Annotated in this window: 20 protein-coding genes; 10 read left to right on the top strand and 10 right to left on the bottom strand. The window is 66.3% G+C overall.

What is annotated here, in order from left to right:
- Positions 1-37: 37 nt before the first annotated feature.
- Positions 38-961, bottom strand: a complete 924-nt coding sequence (locus P9A17_RS14745) for a UTP--glucose-1-phosphate uridylyltransferase (RefSeq protein ID WP_278039372.1) — start codon at positions 959-961, stop codon at positions 38-40.
- 65 nt (positions 962-1026) lie between these two features.
- On the opposite strand from P9A17_RS14745, the gene P9A17_RS14740 reads away from it, so the two are divergent.
- The 3 genes from P9A17_RS14740 to P9A17_RS14730 all read left to right on the top strand — a co-directional run bounded on the left by P9A17_RS14740 (position 1027) and on the right by P9A17_RS14730 (position 2908).
- Complete coding sequence (locus tag P9A17_RS14740) at positions 1027-1626, top strand: 5-formyltetrahydrofolate cyclo-ligase (RefSeq protein WP_278039371.1); 600 nt, start codon at positions 1027-1029, stop codon at positions 1624-1626.
- A 204-nt stretch (positions 1627-1830) separates the two neighbouring features.
- On the top strand, positions 1831-2184 hold the full coding sequence (locus tag P9A17_RS14735; RefSeq protein WP_278039370.1) for an FmdB family zinc ribbon protein: 354 nt from the start codon (positions 1831-1833) through the stop codon (positions 2182-2184).
- 70 nt (positions 2185-2254) lie between these two features.
- Positions 2255-2908, top strand: coding sequence for an SAF domain-containing protein (locus P9A17_RS14730; protein ID WP_278039369.1), 654 nt, complete (start codon positions 2255-2257; stop codon positions 2906-2908).
- A gap of 57 nt (positions 2909-2965) precedes the next feature.
- Here P9A17_RS14730 and P9A17_RS14725 read toward each other — a convergent pair whose 3' ends face one another.
- A complete protein-coding gene (locus P9A17_RS14725) occupies positions 2966-3331 on the bottom strand; it encodes a hypothetical protein (protein ID WP_278039368.1) in 366 nt (121 codons plus the stop codon).
- A 308-nt stretch (positions 3332-3639) separates the two neighbouring features.
- Here P9A17_RS14725 and mscL point away from each other — a divergent pair, with 308 nt between their 5' ends.
- The gene (mscL, locus tag P9A17_RS14720; RefSeq protein ID WP_278039367.1) at positions 3640-4074 is read left to right on the top strand and encodes a large-conductance mechanosensitive channel protein MscL; all 435 of its coding nucleotides are present in this window, start codon (positions 3640-3642) and stop codon (positions 4072-4074) included.
- Positions 4075-4137: 63 nt separating this feature from the next.
- On the opposite strand, the gene P9A17_RS14715 is transcribed toward mscL, so the two are convergent.
- The 8 genes from P9A17_RS14715 to rpmF form a co-directional block, all read right to left on the bottom strand.
- Positions 4138-4788 carry an MspA family porin gene (locus tag P9A17_RS14715; RefSeq protein ID WP_278039366.1) on the bottom strand — a complete coding sequence of 217 codons (651 nt, stop codon included), beginning with the start codon at positions 4786-4788 and terminating at the stop codon, positions 4138-4140.
- Positions 4789-5483: 695 nt separating this feature from the next.
- Complete coding sequence (locus tag P9A17_RS14710) at positions 5484-6134, bottom strand: MspA family porin (protein ID WP_278039365.1); 651 nt, start codon at positions 6132-6134, stop codon at positions 5484-5486.
- Positions 6135-6523: 389 nt separating this feature from the next.
- Positions 6524-6682 (bottom strand): hypothetical protein, encoded by a 159-nt coding sequence (locus tag P9A17_RS14705; RefSeq protein ID WP_278039900.1) that lies wholly within the window; start codon positions 6680-6682, stop codon positions 6524-6526.
- A 172-nt stretch (positions 6683-6854) separates the two neighbouring features.
- The gene (locus tag P9A17_RS14700; protein WP_278039364.1) at positions 6855-7433 is read right to left on the bottom strand and encodes a MogA/MoaB family molybdenum cofactor biosynthesis protein; all 579 of its coding nucleotides are present in this window, start codon (positions 7431-7433) and stop codon (positions 6855-6857) included.
- Positions 7430-8815: a trypsin-like peptidase domain-containing protein gene (locus tag P9A17_RS14695; RefSeq protein WP_278039363.1), complete on the bottom strand. Its 1386-nt coding sequence runs from the start codon at positions 8813-8815 to the stop codon at positions 7430-7432. Before P9A17_RS14695 ends, P9A17_RS14700 begins: the two co-directional genes overlap by 4 nt.
- Positions 8816-9019: 204 nt before the next feature.
- Positions 9020-10462 carry a HAMP domain-containing sensor histidine kinase gene (locus tag P9A17_RS14690; RefSeq protein WP_278039362.1) on the bottom strand — a complete coding sequence of 481 codons (1443 nt, stop codon included), beginning with the start codon at positions 10460-10462 and terminating at the stop codon, positions 9020-9022.
- Positions 10462-11151, bottom strand: a complete 690-nt coding sequence (locus tag P9A17_RS14685) for a response regulator transcription factor (protein ID WP_278039361.1) — start codon at positions 11149-11151, stop codon at positions 10462-10464. Before P9A17_RS14685 ends, P9A17_RS14690 begins: the two co-directional genes overlap by 1 nt.
- A 73-nt stretch (positions 11152-11224) precedes the next feature.
- Positions 11225-11398 carry a 50S ribosomal protein L32 gene (rpmF, locus tag P9A17_RS14680; protein WP_115328210.1) on the bottom strand — a complete coding sequence of 58 codons (174 nt, stop codon included), beginning with the start codon at positions 11396-11398 and terminating at the stop codon, positions 11225-11227.
- A gap of 336 nt (positions 11399-11734) precedes the next feature.
- Between rpmF and P9A17_RS14675 the strand changes: the two genes are divergently transcribed.
- Genes P9A17_RS14675 through P9A17_RS14650 form a run of 6 tightly spaced genes read left to right on the top strand, consistent with a single transcriptional unit; the run spans position 11735 to position 20088 of the window.
- The gene (locus P9A17_RS14675; protein ID WP_278039864.1) at positions 11735-13432 is read left to right on the top strand and encodes an acyclic terpene utilization AtuA family protein; all 1698 of its coding nucleotides are present in this window, start codon (positions 11735-11737) and stop codon (positions 13430-13432) included.
- Positions 13429-14577, top strand: a complete 1149-nt coding sequence (locus P9A17_RS14670) for an acyl-CoA dehydrogenase family protein (protein ID WP_278039360.1) — start codon at positions 13429-13431, stop codon at positions 14575-14577. The genes P9A17_RS14675 and P9A17_RS14670 overlap by 4 nt, the downstream gene beginning before the upstream one ends.
- Positions 14574-16166, top strand: coding sequence for a carboxyl transferase domain-containing protein (locus P9A17_RS14665; protein ID WP_278039359.1), 1593 nt, complete (start codon positions 14574-14576; stop codon positions 16164-16166). Before P9A17_RS14670 ends, P9A17_RS14665 begins: the two co-directional genes overlap by 4 nt.
- 17 nt (positions 16167-16183) lie before the next feature.
- On the top strand, positions 16184-18139 hold the full coding sequence (locus P9A17_RS14660; protein WP_278039358.1) for a biotin carboxylase N-terminal domain-containing protein: 1956 nt from the start codon (positions 16184-16186) through the stop codon (positions 18137-18139).
- The gene (locus P9A17_RS14655; protein ID WP_278039356.1) at positions 18140-19309 is read left to right on the top strand and encodes an acyl-CoA dehydrogenase family protein; all 1170 of its coding nucleotides are present in this window, start codon (positions 18140-18142) and stop codon (positions 19307-19309) included.
- Positions 19309-20088: an enoyl-CoA hydratase family protein gene (locus P9A17_RS14650; protein WP_278039355.1), complete on the top strand. Its 780-nt coding sequence runs from the start codon at positions 19309-19311 to the stop codon at positions 20086-20088. Before P9A17_RS14655 ends, P9A17_RS14650 begins: the two co-directional genes overlap by 1 nt.
- Position 20089 lies beyond the last annotated feature (1 nt).

Below are 20089 nucleotides of genomic sequence, written 5' to 3'. Positions count from 1 at the left end.
CTGACGTCGAACGGCCCGCCCGGCTGTGCAGCCGCTGCTAGGTGTCGTTCGCCGCGGGAACGAGCCCAAGCCGTTCGGTCAACCACCGGCGCAGTTCGGGCCCGTAGTCGTCTCGCTCCAACGCAAAGTCAACCGCAGCCTTCAGGTAGCCCCCGGGATTTCCCAGATCGTGTCGAGATCCGCGGTGGACGACGACGTGGACCGGATGGCCTTCCTCGATCAGCAGCGCGATGGCGTCGGTGAGCTGAAGTTCGCCGCCCGCGCCGCGCGGGATGCGCTTCAGAGCGTCGAAGATCGCGCGGTCGAGCACATAACGGCCGGCGGCCGCGAACAGCGACGGCGCATCCTCGGGCTTGGGCTTTTCCACCATGCCCTTGACCTTGAGCACGTTCGGGTTGGCGGCGTCGGGGACGATCTCGACGTCGAAGACGCCGTACGCGCTGATCTCCTCGCGGTCGACCTCGATCGCGCACAACACGGACCCGCCGCGCTTGGCGCGCACCTTCGACATCGTCTCAAGCACACCGGTGGGCAGCACCAGATCGTCGGGCAGCAGCACCGCGATCGCGTCCTCGTCGGGCGTCAGGCTGTCTTCGACGCAGCCGACGGCGTGCCCGAGTCCGAGCGGTTCGGTCTGCACCACGGACTCGACCTTGATCAGCGCCGGCGCTCGGCGGACCTTCTCCAACATCGCGTTCTTACCGCGGGCTTCGAGTGTGCCCTCCAGCACGAGATCCTCGACGAAGTGCGCGACGACGCCGTCCTTGCCCTCGGAGGTGATGATGATCAGCCGCTCGGCGCCTGCCTCGGCAGCCTCGGCGGCGACCAACTCGATTCCCGGTGTGTCGACGACCGGCAGCAATTCCTTCGGCACCGTTTTGGTGGCAGGCAGGAAACGCGTTCCCAGTCCCGCAGCGGGAACCACTGCGGTATACGGAATAGGAACTTCAGGCCGGTTCATCGTTCACACCCTAACCTTTCCGCGTCGCATGTTCTCCTCTAACCCGAGCATCTAGGAACTACCCGATGACGTCGACCAAAACACAGGTCCGAGCAGCAATTCTGGCTGCCAGACGCTCGGTGAGTCAGCAAACACGAGAGGGTGAAGCAGCCGATCTGGCGCGCCACCTTGCCGCACTGATCGCGCCGCGGTCGACGGTCTGCGCGTACGTGCCTGTCGGTTCGGAGCCGGGCTCGGTGGCGCTGATCGACGACCTGGTGGCCCGCCACATCGAAGTGCTGCTGCCCGTGGCCCGCGAAAATGCCGACGGAACTCCCCTGCCCCTGCAATGGGGGCGGTACACCCCGGGCCACTTGGACGCAGCGCCGTTCGGGCTGCGCGAGCCTCCGCCACCGCGGCTCCCCGCCGAGACCGTGACTACCGCCGATGTGGTGTTGGTTCCCGCTCTGGCCGTCGACCGCGATGGAGCTCGACTGGGTCGCGGCGCCGGGTACTACGACCGGACGCTTGCGCTCGCCCGGCCAGGCGCTCTGCTGGTGGCCGTCGTCCGGGACGAGGAACTAGTCGACCACCTGCCGTCCGAAGCTCACGATGTCCGCATGACGCACGCGCTCACCCCCGAACAGGGGCTCGTCGCCCTCGGCGAACCGCCATCCACGCCATGACGGCGGCCAAGAGTCCGTAACACATTGCGAGAAGCCGCTTTTCGATGATACAGACGCGAGGTTCGGCGCGGCCGCAGCGGCTTTGTGCGCGTGTCGCACGCCATGAGAGGGGCGACAGCGGGCCGGGAATGCGACGAGCCCGCTGGCGGTTCTAGCACTTGAGCCGGTAGAGTGCTAAGTAGTTTGACCACCTCGGAGGTTTGTGTGCCAACCTATTCCTATGCGTGCACCGAATGCAGCAATAAGTTCGACGTGGTGCAGGCGTTTTCCGATGAATCGTTGACGGACTGCCCGCAGTGCGACGGACGGTTGCGCAAGGTGTTCGGCAAGGTCGGCGTGGTCTTCAAGGGCAGCGGCTTCTATCGCAATGACAGCCGGGAGTCCGGCAAGAAGTCGAGCTCCGGAAGCGCCGGCAGCAGCGAATCGTCCTCGTCGGATTCGTCCTCGTCGAGTTCATCCTCGGAGAAGGCCGGCTCGTCGGACAGCTCCAGTTCCTCGTCGAGCAGTTCGAGTTCATCGAGCAGTTCGTCGACGCCGGCTGCCGCCGCATCGAGCTGATCCGCACAGTTATCCACAGCTGCCGAACCGGCTGCTGACTTCGCCGTACCGCGCCTCATAGCGTGGGCGCATGGGCGAATCACTGGACCCGTCGCCGCTGGACCGTCTCGTCCGCGCATTGCGGCCCGACTGGTCGCGGTCGCCGGGGGCGCGCCGTGGGCTCGCAGCCGCTCTGGTGATTCTGGCAGCCGTCGCCGCGTGGCGCGGTGATCCGCGGACAGACCAGACCGACGTCGTCGTGACCGTCCGCGACCTGTCGCCGGGTGTCGAACTCACCGCAGCCGACATTCGGGTGGAGTCGCGGGCATCACCCGGGGTGCCCGAGGGCGCACTTCACGATGTCGCCTCGGTCGTCGGCGCGACGGTGGCGGGCCCCGCTCGCCGCGGCGAAGTCCTCACCGACGTCCGTCTACTGGGGCCCCGGCTGGCGGAATCGGCCGCCGGCCCCGACGCACGGATCGTTCCGATTCCGTTGGCCGATGCCGCACTGATGGATCTCGTGAGACCCGGCGACGTCGTCGACATCGTGGCCGCACCCGCTGACGACGCGGCGGAAGGCCGGCTGATTGCGACCGACGGGATCGTAGTTCTGGTGTCCGCCAAGGAGAATGGGGTCGGCGGGCGCAGTGGGGGGCGGGTGGTCTTGGTCGCACTCCCGGCAGCGGCGGCGAAGTCGGTGGCCGGTGCCGCGCTGGTACAGGCCGTCACGCTGACGTTGCACTAGGCCAGACACAACAAAGCGCCCCCGGGAGTACCCGGGGGCGCATCTGTTTGTGTCAGATCACCAGTCGCCGATGGCGGGACCGGTCGGGAACTCACCCTCGAAGGCCGACGCCGTGGTGCCGGAGACTGCCTTCACCGAGTCGCGAACCTCGGTCGAGCTGCTTCCACCGGCGTGAACCACGCCCGCATCCGCGAGGCGAGCCTCGGAGATGCCGCGGGCGACACCGAAGTCGTTGATGCGGATGACCGCGTTCTCCGAAGCCTGCCGGCTCGTGACCTGCGGCGCGGGAGCGATCTCCTCGACCTCGGCATTGGCGGTGCCAGCGCTCAGTCCGGAGAAAGCTGCGGCCATAAAGAACGAGCCCAAGCCCACGGCACCCAGTTTCTTCGCACTACGAGCGGGCGCCTTGGCGTGCTTAGCCATCAGCTTTCCCCTTTACTAGAGATGGACACACGTGTCCAGATTTACGTTTTCAGGCTCTCACAGCGTATCAGTCGGAACCTCCAAGCGCTTACCCAATTTCAGATTCATAAATTGTCCGTTTCGGGTGGTTTCCCGACCCCGCCGAGATCATCGAAAACGCTTTTGTCACTTCGATTTTGGCTCCCGATAACCCATCGGGGAATGGCGGCGTCCGACGCACGAATTGTTCACAGAAAAGCCCCGGCCACAGCGGCAGGGACTAAGTTCATGGACTTGGCAGCGCAACGCTGAAGGAAGGGGTCATCGTCATGCTGAAAGGCTTCAAGGAATTCATCTCGCGAGGCAACGTCATCGATCTGGCGGTCGCGGTGGTGGTGGGCGCCGCGTTCACCGGTTTGGTGACCGCATTCACCCAGAATGTGGTCCAACCGTTGGTCGACCGGATCGGGGCGGGCCCGGATACCGAGTACGGCATTCTCAAGATCCCGCTCGGGGCCGATCAATTCGTCGATCTCAACGCCGTGTTGTCGGCATTGATCAATTTCTTGATCGTCGCCGCGGTGATCTACTTCGTGATCGTCGTTCCGTTCAAGAAACTCAAAGAGCGTGACGCCAAGGTGGAATCGACCGAGACCGAGCTGACGCTGCTGACCGAGATTCGCGATCTGTTGCAAGCACAGTCGGCGAACAGCCCTGTCAGCAATGACCACACCGAGCAGGACCCGCCGACAACGGAGAAGTGATCGTCTCGCGAAACGAAATCAGCCCCCGGCCGAAAGCCGGGGGCTGATTCGTTCAAGCGGGTGTCAGTTCATGTTCCACGGTGCGCCGTAGGTGCTGACGCTGTCACCGGTCGAGGAGATCAACCGAGCGAACGGACGCAGCAGCACGCCACCGGCCGCACCGGTCACGGTGCCGTGAGCGTTGGACACGACGACCGAGCCACCGGGGCCGGCCACGTCGACCGAGAAGGTCGCGACTTCCTGGATGCCCGGGCCGTTACCGAGGTCGGCCGAGATCGACACACCGGGGAACAGCGGCGGGGTCACGATGGAGTTCAGGAGGCCCAGGTCGGGGTCGCTGCCGTCGTAGACCGCGCCGTAACCGTCGTAGGCGATGTTGGGGGTGGTGTAGCTGAAGTTGATGCCCACGCCCAGCGACCACGGGAAGCCGACCTGGTAGCCCAGCTCGAGGGTGCCCTCGAAGTCATCGGCGCCTTCGCCGGCCACGATGTAGGTGGCCTTGCCGGAGTGGAACCACTCACGGGTGAGGCGGTTGCGGTCGAGGGGGAACACACCGTTGAGGAACGTGTCCCACTGCTGAACGGTCAAGGTGCGGCCCTGGCCGTCGACAACGCTCAGCTCATTGTCCAGACCTGCGTGTGAGGTGCCAGTGCTCACGAACAAAGCCGCGATGGACGCCACCATCGCGATCAGCACCCGAGTGATTGCCTTCATGGTCTCCCTAGCTTTTCTGTCGAAACCCCGGGTGGAGCTCCGATATGTCCGTGCCTGGCCTCTGCCTTACACCACACACCTCGCGAGAACTTCATGTGAGCGGAATTAAAAACTCCACAGGTCGTTCTTACGATGCACTCATCGTTGACACGAGGAACATAACGGGGAGGCAACGACCCTGCAACGCGTAGCTCGGCGGCAGCCACCGGGACACGTCATCGCGAGTCATTTTGCTGAGCACTCCCGTCCGCTCCGACCCCCTTCGCGCGGCGGCGGGGAGCAGTCCGGAAACGCCGCAGTTGGTAACCCCGCATCGACGTATTCGTCCGTGCGAGTGGAACCGTTACCGTGGACCCGCTTGGCGGCGCCAGACGAAATCACAGGTCAGCCAGGGCGAACGTGAAATGGCTCCCGAGCACCGCGCGCGCTGAGCACCGGCATCCGGCGGGACGCGGACTGTCCCCACCTGGCCTGTCGCAGCCGCACATTGGTCGCTCCGTTAACTACGCTGCGGGCTCTGTGCGCAGATCAGGGACCGCGGCCGGGCCCCAGTGATCAAGATCACACAGTGCTCGCGAGGCGATCTCGGCGCCGTCGAACCGACGCAGCTCACGTCGCACCGAAAACAAACCAGCCCCCGGCCAGAGGCCGGGGGCTGGTTCGAGCAAATCAGGTGGAACTTGGAAGACCTTGTGTCAGTTCATGTTCCACGGTGCGCCGTAGGTGCTGACGCTGTCACCGGTCGAGGAGATCAACCGAGCGAACGGACGCAGCAGCACGCCACCGGCCGCACCGGTCACGGTGCCGTGAGCGTTGGACACGACGACCGAGCCACCGGGGCCGGCCACGTCGACCGAGAAGGTCGCGACTTCCTGGATGCCCGGGCCGTTACCGAGGTCGGCCGAGATCGACACACCGGGGAACAGCGGCGGGGTCACGATGGAGTCCAGGAGGCCCAGGTCGGGGTCGCTGCCGTCGTAGACCGCGCCGTAACCGTCGAAGGCGATGTTGGGGGTGGTGTAGCTGAAGTTGATGCCCACGCCCAGCGACCACGGGAAGCCGACCTGGTAGCCCAGCTCGAGGGTGCCCTCGAAGTCATCCGCGCCTTCGCCGGCCACGATGTAGGTGGCCTTGCCGGAGTGGAACCACTCACGGGTGAGGCGGTTGCGGTCGAGCGGGAACACACCGTTGAGGAACGTGTCCCACTGCTGAACGGTCAAGGTACGGCCCTGCCCGTCGACAACGCTCAGCTCATTGTCCAGACCTGCGTGTGAGGTGCCAGTGCTCACGAACAAAGCCGCGATGGACGCCACCATCGCGATCAGCACCCGAGTGATTGCCTTCATGATCTCCCTAGCTATTTCTGTCGAAACCCCGGGCGGGGCTTCGAGTGCTCGTGCCTGGCCGTACCGCTACACCACACACCGCGCAAGAACTTCATGTGAGCGGAATTAAAAACTCCACAGGCCGTTCTTACGATTCGCTCATCGTTGACTACGGGAGGAACATAACGGGGAGGCCACTGACCTGCAACGCGTAGCCCGGTGGTGTCGGCCGAGATACGCGGTTGCGTGCCCTTTGCTGAAGCTTCCCCCTGCAGCCCATGACCGCTTCCGCCCGAAGACGGAGTGGTCACGGCGAGCGCCGCAGTTCCTTGCCCTGCATCGACGTATTCGTCAATGGGAGTGAATGTGTTACCAGGAATCCGCTAGGGATGAGAAAGGGAAATCACAGGTCAGTCGTGGTGGGGTGGAACGTTGTCCCGCAGCCATTGGTCGTGGTCGTCTTCGGCGTCCGGCGCGATGGGTTCCCGCTCGGCACGCGATACCTCGGGGATCGCGTCGCCGAAGACTCTGTTAACTAGATCTCGCGACTTGTCAGAAGGTCCGGTCACCGGCATATCCTTGTGTGATTAACGTCACAGTTTGTCCACCCAGGCTGTTCACCTGTACTTAACATTGCAGGCTCCTCCCCTCCCGGGAAAAACGAAAATCCGCGCGGATGAGGCCTGCTGCGAGGCGCTCATTCCGGCGGATTTCGGAGTAATCCCTAACACGGGACGTCGCTTAGATCTCCAAACTGGATAGCTGTGCGATGACCTGCGCAGCCAGCGGACCCAAGGTGGCCATGCCATCGCGGACCGCCGCGCGCGAGCCCGCCAGGTTCACCACCAGCGTGCTCCCGGAGATGCCGGCGAGGCCACGCGAGACACCCGCGTCGATGATGCCGGCCGACAAGCCGGACGCCCGAAGCGCCTCGGAGATACCCAGCAGTTCCCGGTCGAGAAGGTCGAGAGTCGATTCGGGAGTGACGTCACGCGGTGTCACCCCGGTACCACCCACGGAGACCACGAGGTCGACGCCGCCGATGACGGCGGTGTTCAGTGCGTTGCGAATCTCCACCTCGTCGGACGAGACGACGACGACGCCGTCGACGACGAACCCGGCCTCACCGAGCAGCTCGGTGACCAACGGACCGCTGTGGTCCTCTTCGTCTCCATGGGCCGTCCTGTCGTCGATGACGACGACCAACGCCCGACCGACCAACGCGTGAGGCTGCTCCATGAGCTCAACCGTATATCTCGGTTCAGACATCGGTGCGGCCACTCTGAGTGCAACGCGACCGTCCCCGACGGACGACCTCATTGAGCAGCCTTGCCGAGCGTGACGTCCACCGTCTCCGGCTTGCCCGACTGACCCAGGTAGGTCAACGTCACCTTGTCTCCGGGTGCCTTGGAACGGACCGCGGCAACGAGCGCGTCGGCGCTGCTGATCACCCGGTCGTCGAGCTTCGTGACGATCACGCCGCTGGGCAGACCCGCGGCCGACGCTGCGCCGCCCGCGGTCACCTCGACGATCTTGGCGCCGTCGACACCGGCGTCGTTGCCGACCTGGACACCCAGAGAGGCCCTGGACGCGCTACCGGTCTGGATGATCTCGTCGGCGATGCGCTTGGCCTGATCGACCGGGATCGCGAACCCTAGACCGATCGATCCACCCTGCGCACCACCGGCGTCAGCGCCCAGAGTCGCAATGGCCGAGTTGATGCCGACCAGTTCGCCGTTCATGTTGACCAGCGCACCGCCCGAGTTACCCGGGTTGATGGCCGCATCGGTCTGGATTGCGTCGAGCACCGTGTTCTGGTTCTTGGCATCGCCGCCCGCGGCCACAGGCCGGTTCAGCGCGCTGATGATGCCCGTCGTCACGGTCCCTTCGAGGCCGAGGGGCGAACCGATCGCCACGACGTCCTGCCCGACCCGAAGGTCTGCCGACGAACCGACCTCGATGGGCGTCAGGCCCGACACGTTCTCGGCGCGAACGACCGCGATGTCGCTGCCGGGATCGGCACCGATCACCGTGAACGACGTCGACTTGCCGTTCGCGAACGTCACCTTCGTCTTCGCGGCAGCGCCGGGTACACCCGGGCCACCGGTTTCACCCGCGGCCGCGGCGACCACATGGTTGTTGGTCAGGATCAGCCCGTCCGTCGAAAGGATCACGCCGGAACCCTCTTCGGTGGCACGACCCTGATTGACTTCCAGCTTCACAACGCTCGGAACGACTTTGGTGGCGACGGCCTCGACGGAGCCGCCGGGCACACTGGCCGCGGGCACCGTCGGCGCGGCGCCCGACGCGCTGATCCCGCCGACGCTGTGATCGGGGTGAACCAACATCGCGACACCGCCGCCGACTCCGGCGGAGACGAGGGAGACAGCCACGGCCCCGACGATCAAAGCCGATGCGCGGGAACGCTTTCGGGGTTGCGGCTGCGGCAGGGGCGGGACACCCGGGCGCGGGTACTGGCCTTGCCCCGCCGGCATGGGGGCACCGGGATAGGAATCGTAGGGCGACCGAAAGCCTTGGCGCTGTTGTTCTGTCGCGTAGCGCCAGTCCCAGCTGCCCGATCCCGGCTGCTCATACGACCCTGACCGCTGCGGCCCGGTGGGAGGGGCCGGCGGGACCTGCCCGGGATAACCGGACTGACGACCCGGCTGCGGAGTCGGCGAGTACCTCGGGTGGTTGGTCATATCGCTGCGATGCTCTTCCTCGTGTCGGTCTTCACGCTTGGGATAACGATCAATGCCCTGTCAGCGTGCCCATACGTACTGAGAAACGCCTTAGAGATCCATTTCCTTTGAGACAACATTTGTGCGTTGCCCGGATACGTCCGTCTCAATCATTGTCTCCGGTGACCCAGGTCACCTTCGAGACCGATCGCCGCGTGTCGCGGACTACTCGTCGTCCTGATCCGCGCCGGTCGACAGGCGTCCGGGCAGCACCATGTGCATCGACGTCCCCGGAGGCTGGCCCCCTGGAACGGTGTCCTCGACGCGCAGGCTTCCACCGTGTTTGAGGACGACCTGCTTGACGATGGCGAGCCCCAGGCCTGATCCCGGCATCGCCCGCGCCGAGGTGGACCTGAAGAACCGTTCGAAGACGAGATCGCGTTCATGGGGCGGGATTCCGGGCCCGTGATCGGAGACCACCAATTCCGCGTGCAGTGAGTCGATCTGGGTGAGCCTGACACCGACGGAGCCGCCCGGGGGACTCCACTTGGACGCGTTGTCGAGAAGGTTGAGCACTGCACGGCCCAGTCCGGCCGCGTCGCCGTACACCTGCCACGGGGTGACCGACACCGTGAACTCGATGTCGTTGCGTCGCCGGCGAACCCGCTCGAGGGAACGTTCGATCACCTCGGTCATCTCGACCGAGTCGTGTACCGCACCACCTGCATCCTCGCGGGTGAGATCGACGAGATCGCCCACCAGCGTGGACAATTCCTCGATCTGACCGATGACGTCGGCGCGCAGCTCGACCATGTCCTCTTCGGGGAGGCGCGGCGCCCCCGGCTTCATAGACTCGATCAGGAGCTCGACGTTGGTACGCATCGACGTCAGCGGGGTGCGTAACTCGTGGCCGGCATCGGCGACCAGACGGGCCTGGCGCTCCCGGGATTCGGCGAGCGCGCGCAACATCATGTTGAAAGCCTCGGTGAGACGGGCGAGTTCGTCACTACCGACGACCGGGATCGGGTGGAGGTCGTCGGTCCGCGCCACCCGTTCTGCGGCCTGTGTGAGTCTGGCCACCGGTCTCAACCCCGCACTGGCCACCATGCCGCCGGCGATCGCCGCCACCGCGACGCCGAGCCCACCGACGATCAGCAGCACGGTGCCGAGCCGCTTGAGGACCTGCCCCGTGGGCGCCAGGCTCTTCGACAGAAGCAGCGAGTTGCCGCTCGCGAGGTGCACCGCCAGCACCCGCTGGCGATCGGCGGTCCGCAGCGACATCCACAGCGTGCCGTCCATGACGTCCTGCTCGGGTCCGCCCACCGGCAGTGTCTGCCCCTGGTGATTGGCGGTGTACTTGTTGCGCCTCGGAATGTAGAACATCGCGTTCATGTCGGAGTACGCGGTGCCCTCGATGGCCTTGCCGGGATCGGCGTCCAGTGAACCGCTCTCGATGAGCATCTGCGCCCTGGTGCGCAGTTGGTCGTCGATGTCGTCGTAGAGGGCGCGGGAGACCACCGCGTACACGGCGACGGCCATCAGCACCACGGAGATGACGACCATCGACATCGCGAGCAGCATCACCCGCCAACGCAACGACACCGAACTCGCGGGCTGCAGATTGAACGTCTGACCGGGCCACGGCCCCGTCCTGGGCTCCGACGCCATCAGGGCGGCGTCTCGCGGAGCACGTAACCCACACCGCGCACGGTGTGGATCAGCCGCGGTTCCCCTTCGGCTTCGGTTTTGCGCCGCAGATACCCGACATAGACCTCGAGCGCGTTACCCGAGGTCGGGAAGTCGAAGCCCCAGACTTCTTCGAGGATCCGGCTGCGCGTCAGCACCCGGCGCGGATTCGCGATCAGCATTTCGAGCAGCGAGAACTCGGTGCGGGTGAGACTGATCGCGCGGTGCCCCCTGGTGACCTCTCGCGTCACCGGGTCCAGCGACAGATCAGAGAACGTCATCGCCGCCGACTCGGCTTCCCCGTCGTCGGGGCCGGTGCGGCGCAGCAGTGCACGCATACGGGCGAGCAGCTCTTCAAGGGCGAACGGTTTCGGCAGGTAGTCATCGGCCCCGGCATCGAGGCCGGCGACCCGCTCGGAGACCGAATCGCGGGCCGTGAGCACGAGGATCGGCAGATCGTCGCCGGTACTGCGGAGCTGCCGGCAGACCTCGAGACCGTCGAGCCGCGGCATCATCACGTCGAGCACAACGGCGTCGGGGCGGCTGCTGGCGATCAGATCGAGTGCTTCACGGCCGTCCTGAGCCAACTCGACCGAATACCCGTTGAATGACAGCGACCGTCGGAGGGATTCGCGCACAGCGCGATCGTCATCTACGACAAGAATGCGCACTGCCACAGTCTCAACCCCGCGTCTGAGAGAGACCTGAGAGGCGCGCCGCCAATCTGACGATTTACCGCCAGAGTCAGCGGCGGTCGAGGTCGACGAGGCCGAGGCGAGCGGCCTTGAGGAGACGACGCGGCACCTTGCGGGGCTGACCTGCGACGGTCACGTTGACGAGACCGGTGGCCTCGGCTTTCCACTGCGCGCGCCGGCTACGGGTGTTCGCGCGCGACATCCTGCGCTTCGGCACAGCCATGATCGAGCTCCATCTCATCGGGGTGTTCTGCCTGCGAGCCTGGACAGACCGGGCGCTGGCAATTGGTGTTCAGGATAGCCGGTGGGCTGGGCGTGTTCCAAACTCCGGGCCCGGGGGCCACCTCGCCGAATCGGACCTTCAGCCGTCACCGCGTGGATATCGTGCCAGCAAGCCGGCGGTGACCGGCTGCTCGACGGGGCGCGGGCGCCGCGGGGACTTCGATTCCGGGCGGTTGGGGCTTGACTTGATACCGCCGGTACCGACTAACCTACCGGTTGGTTGGTCGAGCGTTCGACGCGAGGAGTGGGTGTGACGTCTGGGCAGGATCGCACCGCGGTGCGCATTGGTAACTGCTCAGGGTTCTACGGTGACCGGCTGTCCGCGATGCGCGAGATGCTCACCGGAGGCGACCTGGACTACCTCACCGGCGACTACCTGGCCGAGCTGACGATGCTCATCCTGGGCCGCGACCGGATGAAGAATCCCGACCGCGGCTACGCCAAGACCTTCCTGCGTCAACTCGAAGACTGCCTCGGGCTCGCGAAGGACCGCGGCGTTCGCATCGTCACCAATGCGGGCGGGCTGAACCCCGCCGGACTGGCCGACGCCATTCGCGCATTGGCCGACACGCTCGGCGTCGCGATCACCGTCGCCCACGTCGAGGGCGATGACCTGATCTCCCGCGCGGAGTCGCTCGGCCTCGGAAATCCGCTGACCGCCAACGCATATCTGGGCGCATGGGGCATCGTCGACTGTCTCGGCTCCGGCGCCGACGTCGTCGTCACCGGCCGGGTGACCGACGCGTCGGTCATCGTCGGACCCGCGGCCGCCCACTTCGATTGGCAGAGAACTGATTACGACCAGCTCGCGGGAGCCGTCGCCGCGGGGCACGTCATCGAGTGCGGCACGCAGGCCACCGGCGGCAACTTCTCGTTCTTCACACGCCTTTTCCCCGATCTGACGGCCTTAACACACCCCGGCTTCCCGATCGCCGAAATCCATGCCGACGGCTCCTCGGTGATCACGAAGCACGCAGGCACCGGCGGCGCCGTCACCATCGACACCGTCACCGCGCAGCTTCTCTACGAGATCGGTGGCGCCCGGTACGCGAACCCCGACGCCACCTTGCGGGTCGACGCGATCACGCTGACCGACGACGGACCCGACCGCGTACGGATCAGCGGGGTGACCGGTGAGCCGCCACCGCCGACCCTGAAGGTCTCCCTCAACAGTCTCGGCGGCTTCCGCAACGAGGTCACATTCGTGCTCACCGGGCTGGACATCGAGGCAAAATCCGAACTCGTCCGCCATCAACTGGAGACCAGCCTGACGACGAAGCCCGCCGAACTGGTCTGGACGCTGGCGCGTACCGACCACCCCGACGCCGACACCGAGCAGACGGCAAGTGCGCTGCTGAACTGTGTGGTCCGCGATCCCGACCCGAAGGTGGTCGGCAGGCAGTTCTCCTCGGCCGCAGTCGAACTCGCGCTGGCCAGCTATCCCGGGTTCACCAGCACCGCCCCTCCGGGTGACGGTCAGGTCTACGGCGTGTTCACCGCGGCCTACGTACCCGCGGACGTCGTGGCCCACGCCGCGGTGCATGCCGACGGATCACGCACCGACATCCCAGCCGCTGTCGACACGGCCGAACTCGCGGCGGTCCCCGAACCGCCGCTGCCGGCGCCGCAGGCGTGGGGAGCCACCCGGCGTGTTCCGTTGGGAACTATTGCCGGGGCACGCAGTGGCGACAAGGGCGGTAGCGCCAACGTGGGGGTCTGGGTGCCCACACCGGCCGCATGGCCGTGGCTCGTCCACACGCTGACCGTGGACAAACTGCGCGAACTTCTTCCCGAGGCGAAAGACCTCCCCGTCACCCGCCACGTCCTACCGAATCTGCGGGCCGTCAACTTCGTCATCGACGGAATCCTCGGCCAGGGCGTGGCCTATCAGGCACGGTTCGATCCACAGGCCAAAGGACTTGGCGAGTGGCTGCGAAGCCGGCATATCGACATCCCCGAGGAGCTGCTGCCATGAGCATCTGGACCACATCTGAACGCGAGGACCTGCGAAAGACCGTGCGCGCCTTCGCCGAACGCGAAGTACTCCCCCATGTCGACGAATGGGAACGCCTCGGAGAACTACCGCGCGATCTGCACCGCAGAGCCGCCGCAGCAGGCCTTCTCGGGGCGGGCTTCCCCGAATCGGTCGGCGGAGAGGGCGGCGACGGAGCCGACGCCGTCGTCATCTGTGAGGAGATGCATCAGTCCGGCGCTCCCGGCGGCGTGTTCGCGTCGCTGTTCACGTGCGGCATCGCGGTCCCGCACATGATCGCCACCGGCGACGAGCGGCTGATCGAGGAGTACGTGCGTCCGACGTTGCGAGGCGAGAAGATCGGCTCGCTCGCCATCACCGAGCCCGGCGGCGGCTCCGACGTCGGGCACCTGACCACCCGCGCGGTCCGCGATGGCGATTACTACATCCTCAACGGCGCCAAGACCTACATCACCTCCGGGGTGCGCGCCGACTATGTCATCACCGCCGCCCGCACCGGAGGTCCTGGCGCGGCAGGCGTTTCGCTGATCGTCGTGGACAAGGGCACGCCGGGTTTCGAGGTCAGCCGCAAGCTCGACAAGATGGGCTGGCGCTCGTCGGACACCGCAGAGTTGTCCTACACCGACGTGCGGGTGCCCGTCGCGAACCTCGTGGGTGTGGAGAACACCGGCTTCCTGCAGATCGCGGCCGCGTTCGTCTCCGAACGCGTCGGCCTTGCCGCACAGGCGTATTCGAGCGCCCAGCGATGCCTCGATCTGACCGTCGACTGGTGCCGCAACCGCGAGACGTTCGGCAAGCCACTCATCGCCCGCCAATCCGTCCAAAACACGCTGGCCGAGATGGCACGCCGCATCGACGTGGCCCGCGTCTACACCCGTGCCCTGGTGGAACGTCAGCTCGCGGGCGACCCGAACCTCATCACCGAGGTCTGCTTCGCCAAGAACACCGCGGTCGAAGCGGGCGAGTGGGTCGCCAACCAGGCCGTGCAACTGTTCGGCGGCATGGGCTATATGGTCGAGTCCGAAGTCGAGCGTCAGTACCGCGACATGCGCATCCTGGGCATCGGCGGCGGCACCACCGAGATCCTCACCTCGCTGGCCGCCAAGTCGCTCGGATTCCAGTCATGACGCTCAAGTCGGCGATCGATCCCCGGTCCCCCGGCTACCGCGAGGCCGCCGACGCAATGGCGGTCAAGCTGCTGGAGCTGGAGACCGAGCATGCCAAAGCCCTCGCCGGAGGCGGCGAGAAGTACGTCGCCCGCCACCATTCCCGAGGGAAGATGACAGCCCGCGAGCGGATCGAAGCACTGCTCGACCCCGACTCGCCGTTCCTGGAGCTGAGCCCGCTGGCGGCGTGGGGCACCGATTTCACGGTCGGGGCGAGTGTGGTCACCGGCATCGGCGCGGTCAGCGGCGTCGAATGCCTGATCGTCGCCAACGACCCCACCGTCAAGGGTGGCACCAGCAATCCGTGGACACTGCGAAAGATCCTGCGCGCCAACCAGATCGCGCTGCAGAACCGACTGCCGGTGGTTTCCCTGGTCGAGTCCGGCGGTGCCGATCTGCCGACGCAGAAGGAGATCTTCATCCCCGGCGGGCAGATGTTCCGGGACCTGACGCGGCTCTCGGCCGCCGGGATCCCGACCGTCGCGCTGGTCTTCGGCAACTCGACCGCGGGCGGCGCCTACATCCCCGGCATGTCCGACCACGTCGTCATGATCAAGGAACGCTCGAAGGTGTTCCTCGCCGGGCCACCGCTGGTCAAGATGGCCACCGGCGAGGAGTCCGACGACGAATCGCTCGGCGGCGCCGAGATGCACGCCCGCACATCCGGGCTCGGAGACTACTTCGCCGTCGACGAACTCGACGCGCTGCGCATCGGGCGGCGGATCGTCGCCAGGCTGAACTGGCGCAAGAAAGGTCCTGTCCCGCAACCGTTCAGCGCTCCGGTTTTCGACGAGAACGAATTGATCGGCGTCGTCCCGCCGGATCTGCGCATCCCGTTCGACCCCCGTGAGGTGATCGCGCGCATCGTCGACGGTTCGGAGTTCGACGAGTTCAAGCCGCTCTACGGGGGCTCGCTGGTGACCGGTTGGGCGACGCTGCACGGCTATCCGCTGGGCATCCTCGCCAACGCGCGCGGCGTGCTGTTCAGCGAGGAGTCCCAGAAGGCCACCCAGTTCATCCAGTTGGCCAACCGCTCCGACACCCCACTGTTGTTCCTGCACAACACCACCGGCTACATGGTGGGCAAGGACTACGAGGAGGGCGGGATGATCAAGCACGGCTCGATGATGATCAACGCCGTCTCGAACTCCACGGTGCCGCACATCTCGCTGTTGATCGGTGCGTCGTATGGCGCCGGCCACTACGGCATGTGCGGGCGCGCCTACGATCCCCGGTTCCTGTTCGCCTGGCCCAGCGCGAAGTCCGCGGTGATGGGCGGGACCCAACTCGCGGGCGTGCTTTCTATCGTCAACCGGGCCGCCACCGAGGCGCGCGGAGGACAGGTCGACGAGGCTGCCGACGCCGCCCTGCGCGCCGCCGTAGAGGCTCAGATCGAGGCCGAGTCACTGCCGATGTTCTTGTCCGGGCGCCTCTACGACGACGGTGTGATCGATCCGCGTGACACCCGCACCGTGCTCGGAATGTGCCTGTCCGCCATCGCCAACGGTCCGATCGAGGGGACGTCGAACTTCGGCGTCTTCAGGATGTGAGCGCCCAGATGCCTGTGATGATCACTCGAGTCCTGGTCGCCAACCGCGGTGAGATCGCCCGCCGGGTGTTCGCCACCTGCCGCCGGCTGGGCATCGGCACGGTCGCCGTCTACACCGACCCCGACGCGTACGCACCCCATGTCGCCGAGGCCGACGCTCGCGTTCGCCTGGAGGGCACCCGCGGCTACCTGGACTCCGCGCAACTCATCGCCGCGGCACAGGCCGCCGGCGCGGACGCCGTCCACCCCGGCTACGGGTTCCTCTCGGAGAACCCCGATTTCGCTGCCGCCGTGCAGGACGCGGGGCTGACGTGGATCGGCCCGCCGGTCGCCGCCGTCGCCGCGATGGGCTCGAAGATCGAGGCGAAGAAGATGATGGCCGCGGCGGGAGTGCCCGTTCTCGACGAGCTCGACCCCGACGCCGTCATTTCCGACATGTTGCCGGTGCTGATCAAGGCGTCCGCAGGTGGTGGCGGCCGCGGAATGCGCGTGGTCCGCGACGTCGCGGAGCTGGCAAGCCAGGTGGAAGCCGCACGCCGCGAAGCACAGTCGGCGTTCGGCGATCCGACGGTGTTCTGCGAGCGCTATCTCGACGCCGGCCATCACGTCGAGGTCCAGGTCATGGCCGACGCACACGGCACCGTCTGGGCCGTCGGTGAACGCGAGTGCTCCATTCAGCGCCGCCATCAGAAGATCATCGAGGAGGCACCGTCCCCGCTCGTCGAACGCACTCCGGGTATGCGGGACAAGTTGTTCGAGGCCGCCCAGCTGGCAGCGACCGCGATCGGCTACACCGGCGCAGGGACCGTCGAGTTCATGGCCGCCGAAGATGGTTCCTTCTTCTTCCTCGAGATGAACACCCGGCTGCAGGTCGAGCATCCGGTCACCGAGCTGACCTCCGGGCTCGATCTCGTCGAGCTGCAATTGGCGGTCGCCGAGGGTGACCACCTCGACCCCGTGCCACCGGCACCGCGGGGAGCCTCGATCGAGGCGCGGCTCTACGCCGAAGACCCGGCGAAGAACTGGCAGCCGCAGGCTGGCCGCGTGCATCGCTTCTCAGTTCCCAACGCGGACAACCAATTCGGGCCCATCGACCGGCTGGGTGTGCGACTCGACTCCGGAATCACCGACGGCTCGGTCATCTCGGTGTTCTACGACCCGATGATCGCCAAGGTGATCTCGTTCGCGCCGACCCGGGCCAAGGCCGCCGCCCTGCTGGCCGATACGCTCGCCCGCACCCGACTGCACGGTGTCCGCACGAATCGGGATTTGCTCGTCAACGTGTTGCGCCACCGGGCGTTCCTCGACGGCGCTACCGACACGGCCTTCTTCGAAACCCACGGGCTTGCCGACCTCGCGGCCCCCGCCGGAGACGGTGCGCTGTCGGCAGTGGCGGCCGCACTGGCCGACGCCTCCCACAACCGCAGCACCGCAGCGGTTTTCGCGGCAGCCCCGAGCGGTTGGCGCAACCTCGCGTCCGGCTATCAGACGAAGGGCTACGACGAGGCCGGCGGACAGAGCCACGACGTCCGGTACCGCTTCACGCGTGACGGCGTCATGTTCGACGGTCACGACGACGTGCACCTGGTCATGGCGACACCGGACCGGGTGGTGCTGAAGGTGGCGGGTGTAGACCACCCATTCGACGTCTTCCGCTACGGGGACGACGTCTACGTCGACTCACCCAATGGTTCAGTGCATCTCGTCGCAGCGTCGCGTTTCCCCGATCCCGATGCCGCACTCGCCCACGGTTCCCTGCTCGCGCCGATGCCCGGTTCGGTCCTGCGGGTCGGCGCGGCCACCGGTGACACGGTCCGGGCGGGGCAACCGCTGGTCTGGCTGGAAGCAATGAAGATGGAGCACACCATCACCGCACCCGCCGACGGTGTGCTCGTCGAACTCAATGTCACTGCAGGCCAACAGGTCGAGGTGGGCGCTGTACTGGCGCGCGTGGATTCAGGAGAGGGCAACTAGATGACCGGCTTCGTCGAGACCGAGGAGCAGCAGGCGCTGCGCAAGGCGGTGGCCGCGATGGTCGCCAACTATGGACAGGAGTACTACCTCGAGAAATCGCGGGCCGGCCAGCACACCGACGAACTGTGGTCAGAGGCAGGCAAACTCGGCTTCATCGGGGTGAACCTGCCCGAGGAGTACGGCGGCGGGGGCGCGGGCATGTACGAGCTCAGCCTGGTCATGGAAGAGATGGCGGCCGGCGGCGCTTCCCTGCTGATGATGGTCGTCTCACCGGCCATCAACGGCACGATCATCTCGAAGTTCGGCACCGAGGATCAGAAGAAGCGCTGGATCCCCGGCATCGCCGACGGATCGCTGACGATGGCCTTCGCGATCACCGAACCCGACGCAGGCTCGAACTCGCACAAGATCACAACCACGGCGCGTCGCGACGGCAGCGACTGGATCCTGACCGGCCAGAAGGTGTACATCTCCGGCGTGGATCAGGCGCAGGCGGTGCTCGTCGTCGGCCGCGCCTACAAAGAGGGAGCCCACAAGTCCGAATCTCTTCGCCCGGCTTTGTTCGTCGTTCCCACCGATACCCCGGGATTCACCTTCACGAAGATCCCGATGGAGATCGTCAGCCCCGACTTCCAGTTCCAGGTGTTCCTCGACGAGGTGCGACTGCCCGCGGACGCGCTCGTCGGCTCCGAGGACGCGGCGATCGCCCAGTTGTTCGCCGGCTTGAATCCCGAACGCATCATGGGCGCGGCCAACGCGATCGGCAACGGCCGGTTCGCGATCAGCCGGGCCGTCGAATACGTCAAGACCCGCCAAGTCTGGAAGACACCCATCGGGGCGCACCAGGGCCTGTCACATCCTTTGGCGCAGAACCACATCGAGATCGAACTGGCCAAGCTGATGATGCAGAAGGCAGCCGCCCTGTATGACTCCGGTGACGACTGGGGCGCCGCCGAGTCCGCCAACATGGCCAAGTACGCGGCGGGCGAAGCTGCCGTGCGCGCGGTCGACCAGGCCGTGCAATCACTGGGCGGTAACGGGTTGACCGTGGAATACGGTGTGGCGGCCATGCTGACGGCGTCGCGCCTGGCTCGAATCGCGCCGGTGAGCCGCGAAATGATCCTCAACTTCATCGCGCAGACGTCGCTCGGCCTGCCCCGGTCGTACTGATGAGCACCCTGGTCACCTACGAGCGTGACGGGGCGGTGGCGCGGCTGACGCTGGATTCACCGCACAACCGCAACGCCCTCTCGACCGCACTGGTCGAACAGCTCCACGACGGCTTCACCCGCGCATCCGCCGACCAGGGTGTTCGGATGGTGGTGCTCGGCCACACCGGCGGAACGTTCTGTGCGGGGGCGGATCTGAGCGAGGCTCCAAAGTCCGGACGAGACGCGTCCCCTGCCGAACTGGCAGTCGACCGGGCCCACGAGATGACGCGGCTGCTGCGCCGCATCCTCGAGCTTCGGCTGCCGGTGATCGCCGCGATCGACGGGCACGTCCGGGCCGGCGGATTGGGCCTGGTGGGCGCCTGTGACATCGCCGTGGCCGGCAACGCCAGTACGTTCGCCCTCACCGAGGCGCGTATCGGTGTTGCGCCGTCGATCATCTCGCTGACCTTGCTTCCGAAGATGGCGCCGCGCGCCGCGGGCCGCTACTTCGTCACCGGGGAGAAGTTCGGTGCGGCCGAGGCCGCCGCCATCGGGCTGATCACCATGGCCACCAACGACGTCCCGTCGACGGTCGCCGATCTCGCCGCGTCGATCGCGCAGGGTTCACCGCAGGGCCTGGCGGCGTCGAAGGCACTCACCACAGCGGCCGTCATCGACGACTTCGATCGGCACGCAGAGAAATTGACGCGAGAGTCGGCCGCGCTGTTCGTCTCGGAAGAGGCACGGGAGGGCATGCTGGCTTTCCTGGAGAAGCGAAAGCCACATTGGGTGAACTGAC

It is taken from the genome of Mycobacterium sp. 236(2023), from assembly GCF_029623955.1.
GTDB lineage: Bacteria > Actinomycetota > Actinomycetes > Mycobacteriales > Mycobacteriaceae > Mycobacterium.
This window is presented reverse-complemented; position numbering and strand designations above follow the sequence as displayed.